Here is a 15,125-nt window from a genome sequence, read left to right on the forward strand (position 1 = left end):
GTCCGGTTAAGCCTGGTCGCTGATCAGGCGCTTCAGGAGTTCGATCTCCTGTGCAAGCTGCCTGTCGCCATCGGTCAGACCCTCGATCTTGCGCACCGCATGCAGCACCGTCGTGTGGTCACGCCCGCCGAAGCGGCGGCCGATCTCGGGCAGCGAGCGCGGCGTCATGACCTTGGAGAGGTACATGGCCACCTGGCGCGGCTTCACGATGGTCCGCGTGCGGCGGTTGGACAGAAGCTCCGTCTTCGACACGTTGTAGTGCCGTGCGACGATGCGCTGGATGTCCTCGATGCGCACACGCTTGGGCTCGCCCGCACGGCACACATGGCCGAGGATCTCGTCGATCCGGTCAATGGTGATCTGCGGCTCGAAGGAGTGACGGAATAGAAGCTGGTTGAACGCGCCTTCCAGTTCGCGGCCGCTGCCGGTCACGGAACGTGCGACGTGGACCAGGATCTCCTCCGGGATATCCAGCGATGCGTCCTCGGCCTGCGCGCTCTCAAGGCGCTGCTTCAGGATCGAAAGGCGCATGGCGAAATCCGGTGCGCCGATCTCCAGCGAAACGCCGCCATTGAGGCGCGACTTCACGCGCGGCTCAAGCGATTCCAGCTCTGAGGGCGGCCGGTCTGCGGCCACCACCACCTGACGGGCGCTGTCGAGCAGCATGTTCAGGAGATGGCAGAACTCGTTCTGGATCGACTTGCCCTGCAGGAACTGCATGTCATCGATGATGAGAAGATCGATGTCGCGCAGCTGCTCCTTCAGGGTCAGCGCATTGTTGTCGCGGATCGCGGTTGCGAAGCGCCACATGAAGTATTCCGCCGTCAGGTAGACGACACGGGCCTGCGGCTTGCGGCGCAGCGATTCTGCGGCGATTGCCTGCAGCATGTGCGTCTTGCCGAGGCCGACGGATGCGTGAAGAAACAGCGGGTTGAAGCGAACTGCATTGGAATCGGATTCCGCAACAGTGCGCGCCGCCGCGCATGCCACGCGGTTGGATGTGCCCTCGATGAGGGATTCAAACGTGTACCGGCTATCGAGAGGAGACCCCAGAATGTTGGAGCGTCCCTCAAGGTCCGGCATCTGCGCGGGAGCGGACCGTGCGGCAGGGTTCGCCGAAAGCGTTCCCGTGGCCAGTGCGGTCTGCGGCCGGGTCGAAACCTTGCGCGCTGCCGCCGGCTTGCTGTCCTGGGAGGTGCGTACATTGCGCGTTGCCGTGCGTACGACGATCTCCACCTTCAGCGTGTCTGGCGATTCTTTCTTCCAGAGCTCGGTAATGAGGTCCAGATAATGCCCGTTGATCCAAGAGCGCAGGAAGGCGGTCGGCACCGAGATGCGCACGGAGCCCTTGGAGGCTTCCATGAGCTTCATACGACCGAACCAGCTGGAGTAGACCTCACTGCCCAGACGTGCACGGAGCTGCGTTTTCACGCGCTCGAATACTGCGTCGGAAGGTCCTGCCTTGCTGTCGCTGTTGCCCGCTTCTTTGGTCCCAGTGTCCTTCTGAGACATCTGCTCTTGAAAAGAAAATCCCCCCGAAACTTCCCTTTCAGCGCCGCTTTGCATTCCTTGTGTCCCTGTCGCTTTGAGTGGTGTTTTTACGGAAGAGCCCACCTGAGTTAATTGCCCCTGCTCATCCCGTATCTTTTTGATTGGTGTGTTTGTTCCAGTCAGTGTTGCTCGTCTGACTCCTGGCCCCAAACGCTCCTTTTGCTTTCTACAGACGTAAACTGCAGTTCCAATTAATGTGCGCAGCCACCGGATGATAAAATCGCCGGCGGCAGCATAGCCTTGCGCTCGCTTGAGCAAGTGGCGCGGATGCGCCTCGATCGGTCCCCGACAGACAAGCGGGCAGGGCTGTTTCGAGAGCGCACGAAGCCCCTGCGCAGAATCGGGATTCCGCGTTTCAGTAGGTGCCGATTTGGGCTTAAATTCGTTGGGCTCTGTCCGCCCTCTCGATGGCCTGACATTACCGAAATCCTTGTGGAAAGGGCAAGGGCGAGACTGCCGCTTTTTTGTCGAATCTGCTCTTGTTTCCCGCGCTGAAATCGGCATCGCCCAAGGGGTGTGGCGATAAGCTGTTTGGATTCAAGAGCCTTTTTCATTTGCCGCGTGACCGAGTCGGGGCGGAAAAAAATCTCAAAAAATAACTTGACATTTCAGGGTCTCTCCGGCGTCGGGGATGACATGGATAACCTGTGGATAAAGGTTTGTAAAACACTGAAATAAAAGGGGAATATCGAGTGACGATCGTTGGGTGGCGTTCGATATGTGACGGCTTTGCACGATTCCCGGCCGTCTTCCTTCAAGAAAAGAAAAAGGCCGGTCTCAAACGTCGGTGACGTGCTGAGAGCCAACCTTTTGGTGGGCAAAGAAAAACCCGGCGCATGGCCGGGTTTCTCAGGAATATCTAAGCGATATATCAGGCGCTAAGCGATTTCACGCGCGCGGCGAGGCGGGACACTTTCCGCGATGCCGTGTTGCGGTGAAGGACACCCTTGCCTGCAGCGCGCATCAGCTCGGGCTGTGCTGCCTTGAAGGCGGTTTCCGCTGCAGCCTTGTCGCCAGCGGCCAGCGCTTCTTCGACCTTGCGAACGAAGCTGCGCACGCGCGAGCGACGGTTCTTGTTAACCGCAGTACGGCGAGCAATCTTGCGAACCGCCTTCTTGGCCGAAGTCGTGTTGGCCATGTTTCCTCTCTCGTCTCTACAGATTTTGCCGCGAATTCTCTCGCGGACGCAAAACAAAAAGGGCAGCCGCAGGGCCACCACAGTCGTGGCGGCTTATAGTAGAGCTTTCGGGCAACGTCAACGCCTATTGCCCTTCAAACCGCCCCGGACTGCATGTCTGCGGCCAACCGGCCGCCTCAGCTGCGGTTCCGCAGCATTGCCGCGGAACCTGATGGTCGCACTTCTCAGCGATTCTTGAAGTTCGCGGAGCGCTTTTCGGTGAACGCCGACATGCCTTCCTTCTGGTCGTCCAGGGCAAACATGGCGTGGAACACGCGCCGTTCGAACCGCAGGCCTTCGGCAAGCGTCGTCTCATAGGCGCGGTTGACGGCTTCCTTGGTCATCATCACGGCCGGAAGCGAGAAATCAGCGATCTTGTCGGCGGCCTTGAGCGCCTCCTCGATCAACTCGCCCGGCGGAACCACGCGCGACACGAGGCCGGAGCGCTCCGCCTCGGCTGCGTCCATCATGCGGCCGGTCAGGCACATATCCATCGCCTTGGACTTGCCGACAAAGCGGGTGAGGCGCTGAGAGCCGCCCATGCCGGGCATGACGCCGAGCGTGATCTCGGGCTGGCCGAACTTTGCGTTGTCCGCCGCGATGATGAAATCGCACATCATGGCCAGCTCGCAACCGCCGCCGAGCGCATAGCCCGAAACCGCCGCAATGACCGGCTTGCGCACGCGCGTCAGCCCTTCCCAGCCAGCGAAGAGGTCTTCCAGATAGGCGTCGACATAGTTCTTCGAGGCCATTTCCTTGATGTCGGCGCCGGCGGCAAAGGCCTTCTCCGAGCCGGTGAGCACGATGGCGCCAACGCGCGGGTTCTCGTCAAAGGCTTTAGCCGCTGCGACGACTTCCTCGAGCACCTTCGAGTTCAGGGCGTTGAGCGCTTTGGGGCGGTTCAGCGTGATCAATCCCACGCGCTCCCGCGTTTCCACCAGGATCGTTTCATAGGCCATGGTCTGTTTTCCTCTCCGTGTTCGTGAAAAGAGCTAGCGCTGGCAGGACGGGCAGAAGAATGTGGAGCGCCCGGCCTGAACGATCCGCCGGACCGTGCCGCCGCATTCTTCGCGCAGGCAGGGTTGTCCCTCCCGGTCATAGACCTTGAAGGCATGCTGGAAATATCCAAGCGAGCCATCCGCCTTCACATAGTCGCGCAATGATGAGCCGCCGGCTGCTATCGCCTCGGCAATGACCGCGCGAATGGCAGTGGCGAGCCGCTCGCACCGCTCAGACGTTCCGCGCTTCGAAACAATGGACGCGGCTGTGCGCCTTGGCGAGAGCCGGGCGCGCCACAGCGCCTCGCACACATAGATGTTGCCCAGCCCGGCGATGATGCGTTGATCGAGCAGTGCCGCTTTCAGGGACGTTTTCTTTCCGAGCAGGCGTTCCGCCAGTTCCGCACCGTCCAGCGCATTGCCCGTCGGTTCGATGCCAAGCCCGGCCAGAAGCGGGTGACTGTCGAGCCGCCCATCGTCATGCAAGAGCATGAAGCCGAAACGGCGCGGGTCGTTGTAGACGACGCGAATATTGCGCCCGTCGACGCCTTTCAGGTGGAAAACGGCATGATCGTGTTTCTCGGCCTTCGAGCGTTCATGATGAAACTTGCCGGGGGCGGGGTGTTCCTCTTCCTCATCCTGATCGACGCGGAACGAGCCGGACATGCCGAGATGGCAAAGCACCACGTCGGAGGTTTCCAGGTGGATGAGCAGGTACTTTGCGCGGCGGCCAAGAGCGATGATCTCCTGACCGGCGAGACGCTTGTTGAAATCCGGCGGAAACGGAAAACGCAGGTTCGGACGGCGCAGCTCGACGGAATCGATATGCGCCCCCTCCATGACCGGCTGCAGCCCACGGCGGACCGTTTCGACCTCTGGCAATTCAGGCATGTGTGGAATGCTCGCTGAAGAAGTATGGGCTCTGATGCCGGGCACGCGGCTGAGGGAGCGGTATCCTGCAAGCGCCGTAAAGCGTTGAACCGCCCCGCAGGAGGCAGTTCACGCCGGTCGAGCCGGAGCTTTCATGAATGAAAAGGAATGCGCGCGCCATGCCCGGTTCTCATTGCTCCCGTTCACCAAGACATAGAAGGGTGGCAGGGGCTTTGCAATCGGACAGAACATCGCCCTTTGCCGATCATAAACGGGCAGGCACGTATTCAGCAGTCCGAGCAGGGAATGGAGCTGCTCATGCGCGGGCGCAGATAGTAGCGCTCGCTCATCTGCAGATTGTCGAGACCCGCCATCGCGGTGATGCCGAGCGACTTCTGACCATTGCTCGACCAGGTGATGATCGGCTTATAACCAAGCGATGTGGTCGCCCATATATAGAACGCGCCCTTTTTCATGAGTTCCTGGGGGATCGTGGTGTTGCTGCCCTTGGGCAGGCCAGGCCCGGTGGAGCCGTTCTTCAGCTCACGCGACCAGACGACCTTCACCTTCGGTGTATCTTCATCGGTCACCTCGATCGCGGTCAGGGTGATGTTTGGCTCGGAGCGGTTGTAAGGTTTTAGGATCGCGCCGCCGATCTTCATGATCGCATCGGCCTCACTCGGCGTGATCGAAGGCTGCTGGGCTGCCAGATCGCCGATCATGCTGGCGGCGCGGCTTATCTTCTTGTTGGCGTTGATCGCCTGACCGAACTCCAGGGTCAGGAAATACATGGCGAACAGGATCGGCGCGACGATCGCGAATTCGATGGCCGCCACGCCGCGTCTGTCGCGCAGGAAGTCGCGTATTGCAATCATGAGCCCCATCCTGCCGCCGTCCGTCTTCTGGTGGTGTTTCATCTCGGTTTCCCTGCGCCTCTGCCAGAGTTTCGACTGCATCAGAATGGCTCGTTCTGCCAGGTGCTGGTCGAGTAGAGCAGCATCTTCCCGTCCGGCAGCCGCTCGGCCAGAATGTTGGTCACCACGGGCCAGTGGTAGAAGACGCGCAGCATGTTTTTGGACAGTGCCGGCCCCAGATCGACCTCTGTGTTGATCGAGCCGTCAGCATTGAGGGCGAGCGCCGCTTTGGCGGCTTCCTCGAATGTGTCGAACTGGCGAAGATCGACTTCAAGGCCGGGACAGGTGTTCGACATGAGGATGGAGATGCGATCGCAGATCAGCTGGCGGAGCTTGGTCTCGTCGAGCGTTGCACGCTTCTCCTGTCCTGTCCGGAAAAGCCGCGCCACGTCATCAGTTGCGTTGGTCAGCAATTGCTGCGCTGCAAAGGCGATGCTGGATTCCAGGATCACGAAGATCAGAAAGAAGAAGGGTATGCCGAGAAAGGCGAACTCGATGGCCGTCGCGCCTTCGTCGTTCTTGATGAAGCGCCGTAAGACGCGTCGTCCCAGACGCGCTCCGATACCGTTCTGCTTTTTCCGCTCGCCCATTTCCGGCCCCTGAGGTGAAAACCCAACGGGACGAACATTAGCGCGTTCAGGTTGCATTCCGGTTTTGACGACCAGTCGAATTGAAGCGCAAGGTTTCAGGTTTTGTAAACCATGCGCCTGCCGCTTTTCGGAAAGCGGGGAGGTGCTACTGGCTGGAGTTCAGCTCGGCTTCGGAAAGGCGTTCGGCCTCGGTCTTGTAGGCGCTCTCGCAATAGGGCGTGCAGGACAGCGTCTGCACATTGGCGCGGCGATAGATGCGAACCGAATCCACGGTCTGCCGGCTGACCACCACCTGCTCGTCAACGACGGGTTGCCCGTCAATGTCGAGCACGACGAGGTTGGTCACGCCGAAGCCCTTGCCGGTGAGAACGATCGTGGTGGCGTCCTGCACGGCGGCGTCCGCAATTTCCGGGTTGCCGATGACGATCGTGTCGGCAGGCCGGGCCAGCTTCACGATCTTCGCCTGGTTCATTACCACTTCGATGGAGGATGTGTCTGCGAGGGTTGCGGCCGGCATCGCGACCAGTCCCGCAAGCAGTGCGACCGATTTCAAGGCCATTCCGGATTTCGAAAATGCGTGGCGCATCGCCCTGCTCCCCAAGTCAAGCTGAAGAGACCATGAACCATATTGGTGAACCAAGGGTTAAGTGCGCCGCCCCGTGGTTGCAGAACCGGTCGCAGAAGGCCGTCCGGTGCGGGTATATATATAATGTCACAAAACGGCCCAGGGTTGCGTATGTGTGATTATGCAACTGTTAACCATTGAGGGCGCTTTGGGGCGGCAAGGTTTTGGTAAGGCTGTTTCTTAAGCTGGTTGAAAGAGCTCCTTCGTATGTTCTGCACATCCGATCAACACACGAAAAAACGTTGACGGTCTTGCTGAACAAAAACGCGGAAGAGGAGTTTTACAAAATGGCTAATCTGTTTGCACGTTTCCTGAAGGACGAGTCCGGCGCAACCGCAATCGAATACGGTCTGCTTGCCGCTCTGATCGCTGTGGGCATCATCACGGCTGCAGGCGAACTTGGCACGAGCATCTCGGGTATCTTTGGCAAAGTCGGCGGTAAGCTCGACGCTGCGACGGTCAACTAAGCCACGCTTTCGGGGGATAGTCTCCCAAACGAAACCGCCTCTCGCAAGGGAGGCGGTTTTTTTGTTTCCGGAGCCACGCCACAGGGCGCTTTCGCGCATTTCACCAAGTCTTAAGCCCGCTCGCGCAGAATGCTCAAAAATCGGGGCAAGGTCATATGCTTGAAGCGGCAATTTTCGTCATATTTCCATTCTGCATGGTGTTTGCGGCGGTCTCGGACATTCTCTCCATGACCATCGCCAATCGTGTTTCGCTGATCCTTCTGGCGGCCTTTGCCGTCATCGCGCCTTTCACCGGCATGGACTGGTCGCAGATCGGTCTTCACATGGCCGCTGGTGCGCTGGTGCTGAGCGTCACATTCGTTCTGTTCGCGGTTGGCGGCATGGGGGGCGGGGATGCGAAGCTGCTGGCGGCCACCGCCGTATGGTTTGGGCTGAGTGTGGCGCTCGTCCAGTATCTTGTCTTCGCGGCGATCTTCGGCGGCGTCCTGACGCTGGCGCTTGTCTATTTCAGGAATTCCCCCCTGGCCCATTTTGCCGGAGGCAATGCGCTTCTGCAGCATCTGGCCAATGGCAAGGCAGGCATTCCCTATGGCATCGCGCTCGGGATTGCGGGGCTGGTCTCCTATCCGGAAACACCGATCATGCAATGGGCCGTTGCGCGACTGGCAGGCGGTTAGTCCTTCGCCTCACAGCTTTGACGGATCGGCAGATACCCTGGTGTTTCACCGGGGTATTTTTTTGGGGAGCGAAGCGGCATCCGACGACCGGTCAACACTAAATTAATAACGTCTGTAAGCTTCACGTTAACCATAATTTGACGATTGGAAGCCCATTCTCCGCTTCACGCAAGGTAAGTCCGAGCACGAGGGGCGGAAGTCATGAGCAAATCCCGGATCGTCATTTTGGGTGTGGCCGTACTGGCTGCTCTCGGCGCCGGATATGTGGCCAAAAACCTGACTGCGCCGCAACCGCAGCAGCCGGCCGTGCAGGCCAGCGTGCCGGAACCGACGGTCGATCTCGTCGATGTGCTGGTCATCGGCCAGGACGTTCCCATGGGCTCGGAACTGGGCAGCGGGCTGAACTGGCAGGCCTGGCCCAGAGAAAACATCAACGCAAACATGATCGTTCGCGACCAGAGCCCCGAGGCTCTGGAGGAACTGCGCAACTCCATCGCCCGCGTGAACCTCTATACGGGCGAGCCGTTGCGGCGTTCCAAGCTGATCGGCGAGGGCATGAGCTTCATGTCGGCGATTCTGCCATCGGGAAAGCGCGCCGTCGCCACGCAGATCGCAGCCGACACGTCGGCCGGTGGCTTCATTCTGCCCAATGATTTCGTTGACGTCATCATGACCCGAAGGGCCGAGGACAAAGATTCGGCCAATGGCTTCATCACCGAGACCATCCTCAAGAACATCAAGATCCTCGCCATCGACCAGACCATTCAGGAAGATGAGGAAGGCCGCCGCGTGAAGGTCGGTGAGACCGCCACGCTGGAGCTCACGCCGGAGCAGGCCGAAATCATCACCGTGGCGCAGCAGATGGCCGACCGCCTTACGCTTTCGCTGAGGGCAATTACCGACACCGGCGAAGAGGCGGACGCCAGCGGCGCTTACCTCGTGTCCGGTCGGGGCCGTGGCAACAGTGTCCGCCTTATCAAGTCGGGTGAAGTGACCGAAGTGGGGACCCGTAAATGATCAGGCGCGCCAGCAGGGGAACTTCCGTGAAAAATACGGGCGTTAAAAAAACGGGGCGGATTATGGGCACAACATCACGACTGACCGCACGTGTTCTTCTGGGCTGCGCAGCAGCGCTGTCCCTGCAGATCGCCATGCCCGCGAGCGAGGCATATGCGGCGCAGAACACGGTCAAGACGAGGAGCAGCAGCGCCACCCAGCGCATTAAGCTCGGCCTCAACAAGTCGCTGGTGCTGGACCTGCCAAGCGACGCCTATGACATTCTCGTCGCCAATCCGTCCGTTGCAGACGCCGTCACCCGCACCGCGCGCCGGATCTATCTGTTCGGCAAGCAGGTTGGTGAAACGAATATCTTCGTCTTCGGCGCGAATGGCGAGCAGATCGCCAGCCTCGACGTGGCGGTCGAGCGGGACGTTGCGGGCCTGGAAGACTATCTGAAACGCTTCATCCCGAACTCCGACATCGATGTCGAACTCATCAACGACAATGTGGTGCTGACCGGAACAGTCGAGACGCCGCTCGATGCATCGCGCGCAGCTCAGCTTGCGCAGATCTTCGTGAGCGGCGGTGAGGCGACCACGGGTCAGTATTCGCAAAGCGCCGCTGCACCGACCGATGGTGGTGGTGTTGCCATCAACAACCCGGACAAACAGCGCCAGCAGAGCCGCATCGTCAATATGCTGCAGATCATCGGCGAGGACCAGGTCACGCTGAAGGTGACGGTCGCCGAGGTCAGCCGCTCCGTCATGAAGCAGCTCGGCGTGAACATGATCGGCTCCGGCAACGTCGACGGCATCACCTGGGGAGCGATCAGTGACAATTTCGCCGGTCTGGGCAAGTCGCTGTCGCACAGTGGCTTCTCTGTCGGCGGCTCGCTGATTGACGCTTATGTCAACGCGATGGAACAGGCAGGTGTCATGAAGACACTGGCCGAACCGGCGCTGACGGCCGTGTCCGGCGAGAAGGCGACGTTCCGGGTCGGCGGCGAGTTCAATCTCGTCAAGGGTGTGAGTTCCGCAGTTTCAGATGAGAACAAGACAGGCGAGACGACGTATGACATTCAGAAAGTCGAATACGGTATCGGCCTTGAGTTCCTGCCGACGGTTCTCTCTGCCGGCCGGATCAGCCTGAAAATCAGGACACAGGTTTCCGAACCCACCACACAGGGCTCGGTTGCGCTTTCTCAGGGCATCCGGTCGAAGGGAACAAACATCATTTCCATCCGCAAGCGACTGGCCGACACCACTGTCGAGTTACCGTCGGGCGGTTCGATGATGATTGCCGGCCTGGTGCAGGACGATGTGCGTCAAGCATTCACCGGTGTGCCGGGTCTATCGAAGGTGCCGGTGCTTGGCGCACTGTTCCGCAGCCGCGACTTCGTGCGCAACGAGACCGAGCTGGTGATCATCGTCACGCCGTATCTGTCGAAGCCCACGGCGCGCACGGCGCTTGCCAAGCCGGATGACAATTTCACGCCTGCCAGCGATGGCGCGGGCATGTTCCTGGGCCGGGTGAACCGCGTCTACGGAACCATGAAAACCGATCTGCCCAATGGCCGCTACCACGGCGTTGTCGGCTACATCTACAAGTGAGCGGGGAGAAGGTCATGTCGGGGGTGGTCATGATGAAACATGAGACTGGAAATACCGCACGGCTGAAAACGACCGGTGCTGTCCTCCTCATCGGCGCTGCCGCCCTGCTGGCTGGCTGTGCCGCGAAGCGGGACTCGGTGATCGTCGGCTCCATTCCGGATGATTACCGCACAAACCACCCGATTGTGATCTCCGAGAAGGATCAGAAGATCGATTTGCCGGTCGCCGTCTCGGCCAAAAGCATGACGCGTGGCCAGGCCGGCACGCTTGCCGGCTTCATGAGCGGTTACGACCGGCGGTCCGGCGGCACGGTCACGGTGCTGGTTCCGACCGGTTCCGTCAATGAGCGCGGGGCGTCCAACATCGCTTCCCAGATTACGCGGCAGCTGCAGAAGCATGGCGTGCCGCCCGAGAACATTGCGGTCGTTTCCTACCGGGCGCCGTCGGCAGATACTGCGCCGCCGATCCGCGTGTCCTATCCCGCGATCAGAGCATCCACCAACCAGTGTGGCCGGTGGCCAGAAGACATTCTCGACACCACGGATAACAAGCATTACGCGAATTTCGGCTGTTCCTATCAGAACAATCTCGCCGCGCAGGTGGCCAATCCCAACGATTTCCTCGGTCCACGTCAGCAGACGCCGATTGATGCGGAAAACCGGATGGGGGTGATCGACAAGTATCGTGGTTCGGACAGCAATTACGACGCCGGCGCGGTTTCCGAGGATTTCCGCGGCAACCGAGAAGTCCAGTACTAGGCGGGGGCAAGAGGCATAAAATGAGCAATCTGGCCTATGAAACGGATCACGAGGCATACACTGTGGATGCGCCCGATCCCAATTTGCAGTCTCTTCGCCCGATCCCGAGGATCTCGATCCAGGCGTTCTGCGACACCGAGAGCGTGTCCAATCCGATCGAACGGGCCGGTGAGGATCGCCGCATGGCGAAAACGCACCTCAAGGTCCACATGGGGGGCGTTGCCACTGCGGTGGAGTTCTACCAGACGGCGGCAACGCCGAACCTGGTGATCGTGGAATCATCCGCCGAGCCGCGCGAGATGCTCGCCTCGCTGGAGCAGCTTGCCGAAGTCTGCGACCCGAGCACCAAGGTCATCATTGTCGGGCACTACAATGATGTGTGGCTCTATCGTGAGCTGATGCGCGCCGGCATCTCGGAATATGTGGTCGCGCCGATCTCGATGGCCGACATTGTGAGCGTCATCGCCAACATCTTTGTCGATCCGACGGCCGAGCCTCTCGGCCATTCCATTGCGTTTGTGGGAGCCAAGGGCGGCGTCGGCTCGTCCACCATCGCGCACAATGTGGCCTGGGCCATTTCCAACCTGTTCGAGAACGAGGTTGTGGTGGCCGACATGGATCTGCCTTTCGGCACGGCCAACATCAATTTCGATCAGGACCCGCCCCAGGGCATCGCCGAAGCCGTGTTCTCGCCAGAACGGATCGACGAGGTTTATCTCGACCGCCTTCTGTCGCAGTGCGCCGAGCGTCTCTCGCTTCTGGCGGCGCCGTCGACACTCGACCGGGTCTATGATTTCGATCCGGAGGCATTTGCCCAGATCATCGACACCACGCAGCGCACCGCGCCGGTTCTGATCCTGGATGTGCCTCATGTGTGGAATGGCTGGACGAGAACGACACTCGCGCAGGCCGATGAGGTGGTCATCACGGCGACGCCGGATCTGGCCAATCTGCGCAACACGAAAAACCTGATCGACACGCTGAAGCAGTTGCGCCCGAACGACAAGCCGCCGGTGCTGCTGCTCAATCAGGCGGGCATCCCCAAACGTCCGGAAATCTCGCTGGAAGATTTCGCCGAACCGCTCGGCGTGACGCCGGCGGCGACGATCATGTTCGAGCCGCAGCTGTTCGGCAATGCGGCCAATAACGGGCGCATGCTCGGCGAGATGGATGCCAAGAGCCCGATCGTGGAAACGATCAACGAGCTGGCCCATGTGCTGACCGGCCGTCGCGAGGTGAAGCCGCAGAAAAAGAGCGGCCTGTCCAGCATTCTGGAACGGCTGAAACGCAAAAGCTGATACGGATTGGTAGCGTCAGATGTTCGGAAAGAGAGGGGCCGGCGTCCCGCATTCTGCAACGCCGCATATTGAGATCCCGAAACCCGTTTCGGGTAATGCGGCTGTCATGACGCCGGAGCGCCCGGAAGCACCACGGGCCTCCAAACCCGATCTTCCGCCATCCGCCGCCACGGCCAGGCCGCGTCAGGAGCCTGCCCGTGCCGAGAAATCTTCATCGGCAAAGCCAGCCTCGTCGACACGCACGCGCAGCGAAGCCTATTACGACACGAAGAGCCAGGTTTTCTCGGCGCTGATCGAGACCATTGACCTCTCGCAGCTCGCCAATCTCGATCCGGACAGTGCGCGTGAGGAAATCCGCGACATCGTCAACGACATCATCGCGATCAAGAATTTCGCGATGTCGATTTCCGAGCAGGAAGAACTGCTTGAGGATATCTGTAACGATGTACTCGGTTACGGCCCGCTGGAACCGCTTCTCGCCCGCGACGACATCGCCGACATCATGGTGAATGGCGCGGAGAGCGTGTATATCGAAGTGAACGGCAAGGTCGAGCAGACCGGCGTGCGCTTCCGCGACAACCAGCAGCTTCTCAACATCTGTCAGCGCATTGTGAGCCAGGTCGGCCGCCGTGTGGATGAGTCGAGCCCGATCTGTGACGCGCGTCTGCCAGACGGTTCGCGTGTCAACGTCATCGCGCCGCCGCTGGCCATTGATGGCGCATCGCTCACCATCCGCAAGTTCAAGAAGGACAAGCTGACGCTCGATCAGCTGGTCCGTTTCGGCGCGATTTCGCCGGAAGGCGCCGAACTCCTCAAGATCATTGGCCGCGTCCGCTGCAACATCCTGATCTCAGGCGGCACGGGTTCGGGCAAGACGACGCTGCTCAACTGCCTGACGAATTTCATCGACGCCGATGAGCGCATCATCACCTGTGAGGACTCCGCAGAGCTTCAGCTCCAGCAGCCGCATGTGGTCCGGCTTGAAACCCGCCCGCCAAATCTGGAAGGCGAGGGCGAGGTGACGATGCGCGATCTGGTGCGCAACTGTCTGCGCATGCGTCCCGAACGCATCATCGTCGGCGAGGTGCGCGGATCGGAGGTTTTCGACCTTCTGCAGGCCATGAACACCGGTCACGACGGTTCCATGGGAACCATTCACGCCAACAATCCACGCGAGTGTTTGAACCGTATCGAATCCATGGTCGCCATGGGTGGATTCACGCTGCCGCAGCGCACCGTGCGCGAGATCGTCGTCGGTTCGGTGGACGTGATCATTCAGGCGAGCCGCCTGCGCGATGGTTCGCGCCGCATCACGCACATCACCGAGGTCATCGGCATGGAAGGCGATGTGATCATCACGCAGGATCTGATGCTCTACGACATGAAGGGCGAGGACGCGAACGGCAAGATCATCGGCGATCATGTCTCGACCGGCATCGCCCGCCCGCACTTCTGGGATCGCGCCCGCTATTACGGTGAGGAGCAGCGCCTCGCGACGGCGCTGGAGGGCATGGAAAGGAAGACTGGCTGACATGACCGCAGCTTCCGATTTCTCAGGCGACAGGGGGTAGGCGATGTTCGGCCTGGACATAACCATGATCGCCTTCATTCTGCTGGCCGGTTGCAGCGCCGGGGCGGTGGCCTATGCGCTGATGTTCAACAACATCGCCAGCGAAAAGAAGGTCGACCGCCGGCTTGAAACGGTCAAGAAGGCGCAGACCGACCAGTCCGCGATCAAGGCATCGCGGGATCGCGTCGCCGAAGTGGCGAAGCGGCGCAAATCCATTCAGGATTCGCTCAAGGAACTCGACGACCGGCAGAAGAAGCGCGACAGCAAGGTTCGCAAGCCGCCGTTGAAATTGCAGCTGAAACAGGCCGGCATGGAGATCACGCCGGAGCGCTTTCATGTCGTTTCGGGCGTCAGTGGCGTGGTTCTCACGCTCATTGCCTTCATCCTCGGCGTGCCGCTTCTGGTCCTGCCCGGCATACTGATCGTGGGCGTGCTCGGGTTTCCGCGCTGGTTCGTCGCCTTCAAGCGGCGCAGCCGCGTGAAAGCCTTCCTCAACGAGTTCCCGAACGCGCTCGATGTGATCGTGCGTGCGGTCAAATCCGGTCTGCCCATCAATGACGGTATTCGCCTGATCGCCAGTGAATCGCAGGAGCCGGTCCGCACGGAGTTCCGGCGCATCGTTGAGGCCCAGCAGATGGGCATCTCAACGCCGGAAGCCTGCCTGCGGATGGGGGAGACCATGCCCTGCCCTGAAGCGAATTTCTTCGGCATCGTGATCCAGATTCAGGCACAGGCTGGCGGCAATCTTTCCGAAGCGCTGGCCAACCTTTCGCGGGTGTTGCGCAATCGAAAGAAGATGAAAGCAAAGGTGCAGGCGCTTTCCATGGAAGCCAAGGCATCCGCAGTGATCATCGGCGCCCTGCCGTTTGTCGTTGCGTTCCTGGTCTATCTCACAAGCCCGACCTACATCACCCCGCTCTTCACGACGAGCACCGGGCACCTGATCCTCGGCTTCTCGGGGCTCTGGATGACAATCGGCATTATCGTGATGCGGAACATGATCAACTTCGAGGTTTAGGCA

15 protein-coding genes are annotated in these 15,125 nt (G+C 60.2%); 8 read left to right on the plus strand and 7 right to left on the minus strand.

Going from position 1 to position 15,125, the window contains the following annotated elements:
- Positions 1-6: 6 nt before the first annotated feature.
- The 7 genes from dnaA to DEJ54_RS06460 form a co-directional block, all read right to left on the minus strand.
- Positions 7-1,512: a chromosomal replication initiator protein DnaA gene (gene dnaA / locus DEJ54_RS06430; protein WP_245447719.1), complete on the minus strand. Its 1,506-nt coding sequence runs from the start codon at positions 1,510-1,512 to the stop codon at positions 7-9.
- 910 nt (positions 1,513-2,422) lie between these two features.
- Positions 2,423-2,689 (minus strand): 30S ribosomal protein S20, encoded by a 267-nt coding sequence (gene rpsT, locus DEJ54_RS06435; protein WP_113153839.1) that lies wholly within the window; start codon positions 2,687-2,689, stop codon positions 2,423-2,425.
- Between the two features lie 224 nt (positions 2,690-2,913).
- Positions 2,914-3,687, minus strand: a complete 774-nt coding sequence (locus DEJ54_RS06440) for an enoyl-CoA hydratase (RefSeq protein WP_113153840.1) — start codon at positions 3,685-3,687, stop codon at positions 2,914-2,916.
- A gap of 33 nt (positions 3,688-3,720) precedes the next feature.
- Positions 3,721-4,617, minus strand: a complete 897-nt coding sequence (gene mutM, locus DEJ54_RS06445; protein ID WP_113153841.1) for a bifunctional DNA-formamidopyrimidine glycosylase/DNA-(apurinic or apyrimidinic site) lyase — start codon at positions 4,615-4,617, stop codon at positions 3,721-3,723.
- 266 nt (positions 4,618-4,883) lie between these two features.
- Positions 4,884-5,513 (minus strand): TadE/TadG family type IV pilus assembly protein, encoded by a 630-nt coding sequence (locus DEJ54_RS06450; RefSeq protein WP_113156124.1) that lies wholly within the window; start codon positions 5,511-5,513, stop codon positions 4,884-4,886.
- A 38-nt stretch (positions 5,514-5,551) separates the two neighbouring features.
- Positions 5,552-6,100: a TadE/TadG family type IV pilus assembly protein gene (locus DEJ54_RS06455; protein ID WP_113153842.1), complete on the minus strand. Its 549-nt coding sequence runs from the start codon at positions 6,098-6,100 to the stop codon at positions 5,552-5,554.
- Between the two features lie 145 nt (positions 6,101-6,245).
- The gene (locus DEJ54_RS06460) at positions 6,246-6,659 is read right to left on the minus strand and encodes a pilus assembly protein N-terminal domain-containing protein (protein ID WP_113156125.1); all 414 of its coding nucleotides are present in this window, start codon (positions 6,657-6,659) and stop codon (positions 6,246-6,248) included.
- A 353-nt stretch (positions 6,660-7,012) separates the two neighbouring features.
- Between DEJ54_RS06460 and DEJ54_RS06465 the strand changes: the two genes are divergently transcribed.
- The 8 genes from DEJ54_RS06465 to DEJ54_RS06500 all read left to right on the plus strand — a co-directional run bounded on the left by DEJ54_RS06465 (position 7,013) and on the right by DEJ54_RS06500 (position 15,122).
- Positions 7,013-7,192 (plus strand): Flp family type IVb pilin, encoded by a 180-nt coding sequence (locus DEJ54_RS06465; RefSeq protein WP_113156126.1) that lies wholly within the window; start codon positions 7,013-7,015, stop codon positions 7,190-7,192.
- A 155-nt stretch (positions 7,193-7,347) separates the two neighbouring features.
- A complete protein-coding gene (locus tag DEJ54_RS06470) occupies positions 7,348-7,869 on the plus strand; it encodes a prepilin peptidase (protein ID WP_113153843.1) in 522 nt (173 codons plus the stop codon).
- Positions 7,870-8,070: 201 nt separating this feature from the next.
- Complete coding sequence (gene cpaB, locus DEJ54_RS06475; RefSeq protein ID WP_113153844.1) at positions 8,071-8,886, plus strand: Flp pilus assembly protein CpaB; 816 nt, start codon at positions 8,071-8,073, stop codon at positions 8,884-8,886.
- 62 nt (positions 8,887-8,948) lie between these two features.
- Entirely contained in the window at positions 8,949-10,478 is a 1,530-nt protein-coding gene (locus tag DEJ54_RS06480) for a type II and III secretion system protein family protein (protein ID WP_162742224.1), read from the plus strand.
- A 14-nt stretch (positions 10,479-10,492) separates the two neighbouring features.
- The gene (locus DEJ54_RS06485) at positions 10,493-11,236 is read left to right on the plus strand and encodes a CpaD family pilus assembly protein (RefSeq protein WP_113153845.1); all 744 of its coding nucleotides are present in this window, start codon (positions 10,493-10,495) and stop codon (positions 11,234-11,236) included.
- A 20-nt stretch (positions 11,237-11,256) separates the two neighbouring features.
- Positions 11,257-12,534, plus strand: coding sequence for a CpaE family protein (locus tag DEJ54_RS06490; protein WP_113153846.1), 1,278 nt, complete (start codon positions 11,257-11,259; stop codon positions 12,532-12,534).
- 106 nt (positions 12,535-12,640) lie between these two features.
- On the plus strand, positions 12,641-14,065 hold the full coding sequence (locus DEJ54_RS06495; RefSeq protein WP_245447797.1) for a CpaF family protein: 1,425 nt from the start codon (positions 12,641-12,643) through the stop codon (positions 14,063-14,065).
- Positions 14,066-14,108: 43 nt separating this feature from the next.
- Positions 14,109-15,122: a type II secretion system F family protein gene (locus tag DEJ54_RS06500; protein WP_113153848.1), complete on the plus strand. Its 1,014-nt coding sequence runs from the start codon at positions 14,109-14,111 to the stop codon at positions 15,120-15,122.
- Positions 15,123-15,125 lie beyond the last annotated feature (3 nt).

The organism is Nitratireductor sp. OM-1 (assembly GCF_003296175.1).
In the GTDB taxonomy this organism is placed as follows: domain Bacteria; phylum Pseudomonadota; class Alphaproteobacteria; order Rhizobiales; family Rhizobiaceae; genus Nitratireductor; species Nitratireductor aquimarinus.

Bases quoted from the DNA above. Each gene is read 5' to 3' on its own strand.
- DEJ54_RS06450 (WP_113156124.1), bottom strand. From the start codon at position 5,513: ATGAAACACCACCAGAAGACGGACGGCGGCAGGATGGGGCTCATGATT.
- DEJ54_RS06460 (WP_113156125.1), bottom strand. From the start codon at position 6,659: ATGGCCTTGAAATCGGTCGCACTGCTTGCGGGACTGGTCGCGATGCCG.
- dnaA (WP_245447719.1), bottom strand. From the start codon at position 1,512: ATGTCTCAGAAGGACACTGGGACCAAAGAAGCGGGCAACAGCGACAGC.
- DEJ54_RS06495 (WP_245447797.1), top strand. From the start codon at position 12,641: ATGACGCCGGAGCGCCCGGAAGCACCACGGGCCTCCAAACCCGATCTT.
- DEJ54_RS06500 (WP_113153848.1), top strand. From the start codon at position 14,109: ATGTTCGGCCTGGACATAACCATGATCGCCTTCATTCTGCTGGCCGGT.
- DEJ54_RS06470 (WP_113153843.1), top strand. From the start codon at position 7,348: ATGCTTGAAGCGGCAATTTTCGTCATATTTCCATTCTGCATGGTGTTT.
- DEJ54_RS06455 (WP_113153842.1), bottom strand. From the start codon at position 6,100: ATGGGCGAGCGGAAAAAGCAGAACGGTATCGGAGCGCGTCTGGGACGA.
- DEJ54_RS06480 (WP_162742224.1), top strand. From the start codon at position 8,949: ATGGGCACAACATCACGACTGACCGCACGTGTTCTTCTGGGCTGCGCA.
- DEJ54_RS06465 (WP_113156126.1), top strand. From the start codon at position 7,013: ATGGCTAATCTGTTTGCACGTTTCCTGAAGGACGAGTCCGGCGCAACC.
- DEJ54_RS06440 (WP_113153840.1), bottom strand. From the start codon at position 3,687: ATGGCCTATGAAACGATCCTGGTGGAAACGCGGGAGCGCGTGGGATTG.
- cpaB (WP_113153844.1), top strand. From the start codon at position 8,071: ATGAGCAAATCCCGGATCGTCATTTTGGGTGTGGCCGTACTGGCTGCT.
- mutM (WP_113153841.1), bottom strand. From the start codon at position 4,617: ATGCCTGAATTGCCAGAGGTCGAAACGGTCCGCCGTGGGCTGCAGCCG.
- rpsT (WP_113153839.1), bottom strand. From the start codon at position 2,689: ATGGCCAACACGACTTCGGCCAAGAAGGCGGTTCGCAAGATTGCTCGC.
- DEJ54_RS06485 (WP_113153845.1), top strand. From the start codon at position 10,493: ATGTCGGGGGTGGTCATGATGAAACATGAGACTGGAAATACCGCACGG.
- DEJ54_RS06490 (WP_113153846.1), top strand. From the start codon at position 11,257: ATGAGCAATCTGGCCTATGAAACGGATCACGAGGCATACACTGTGGAT.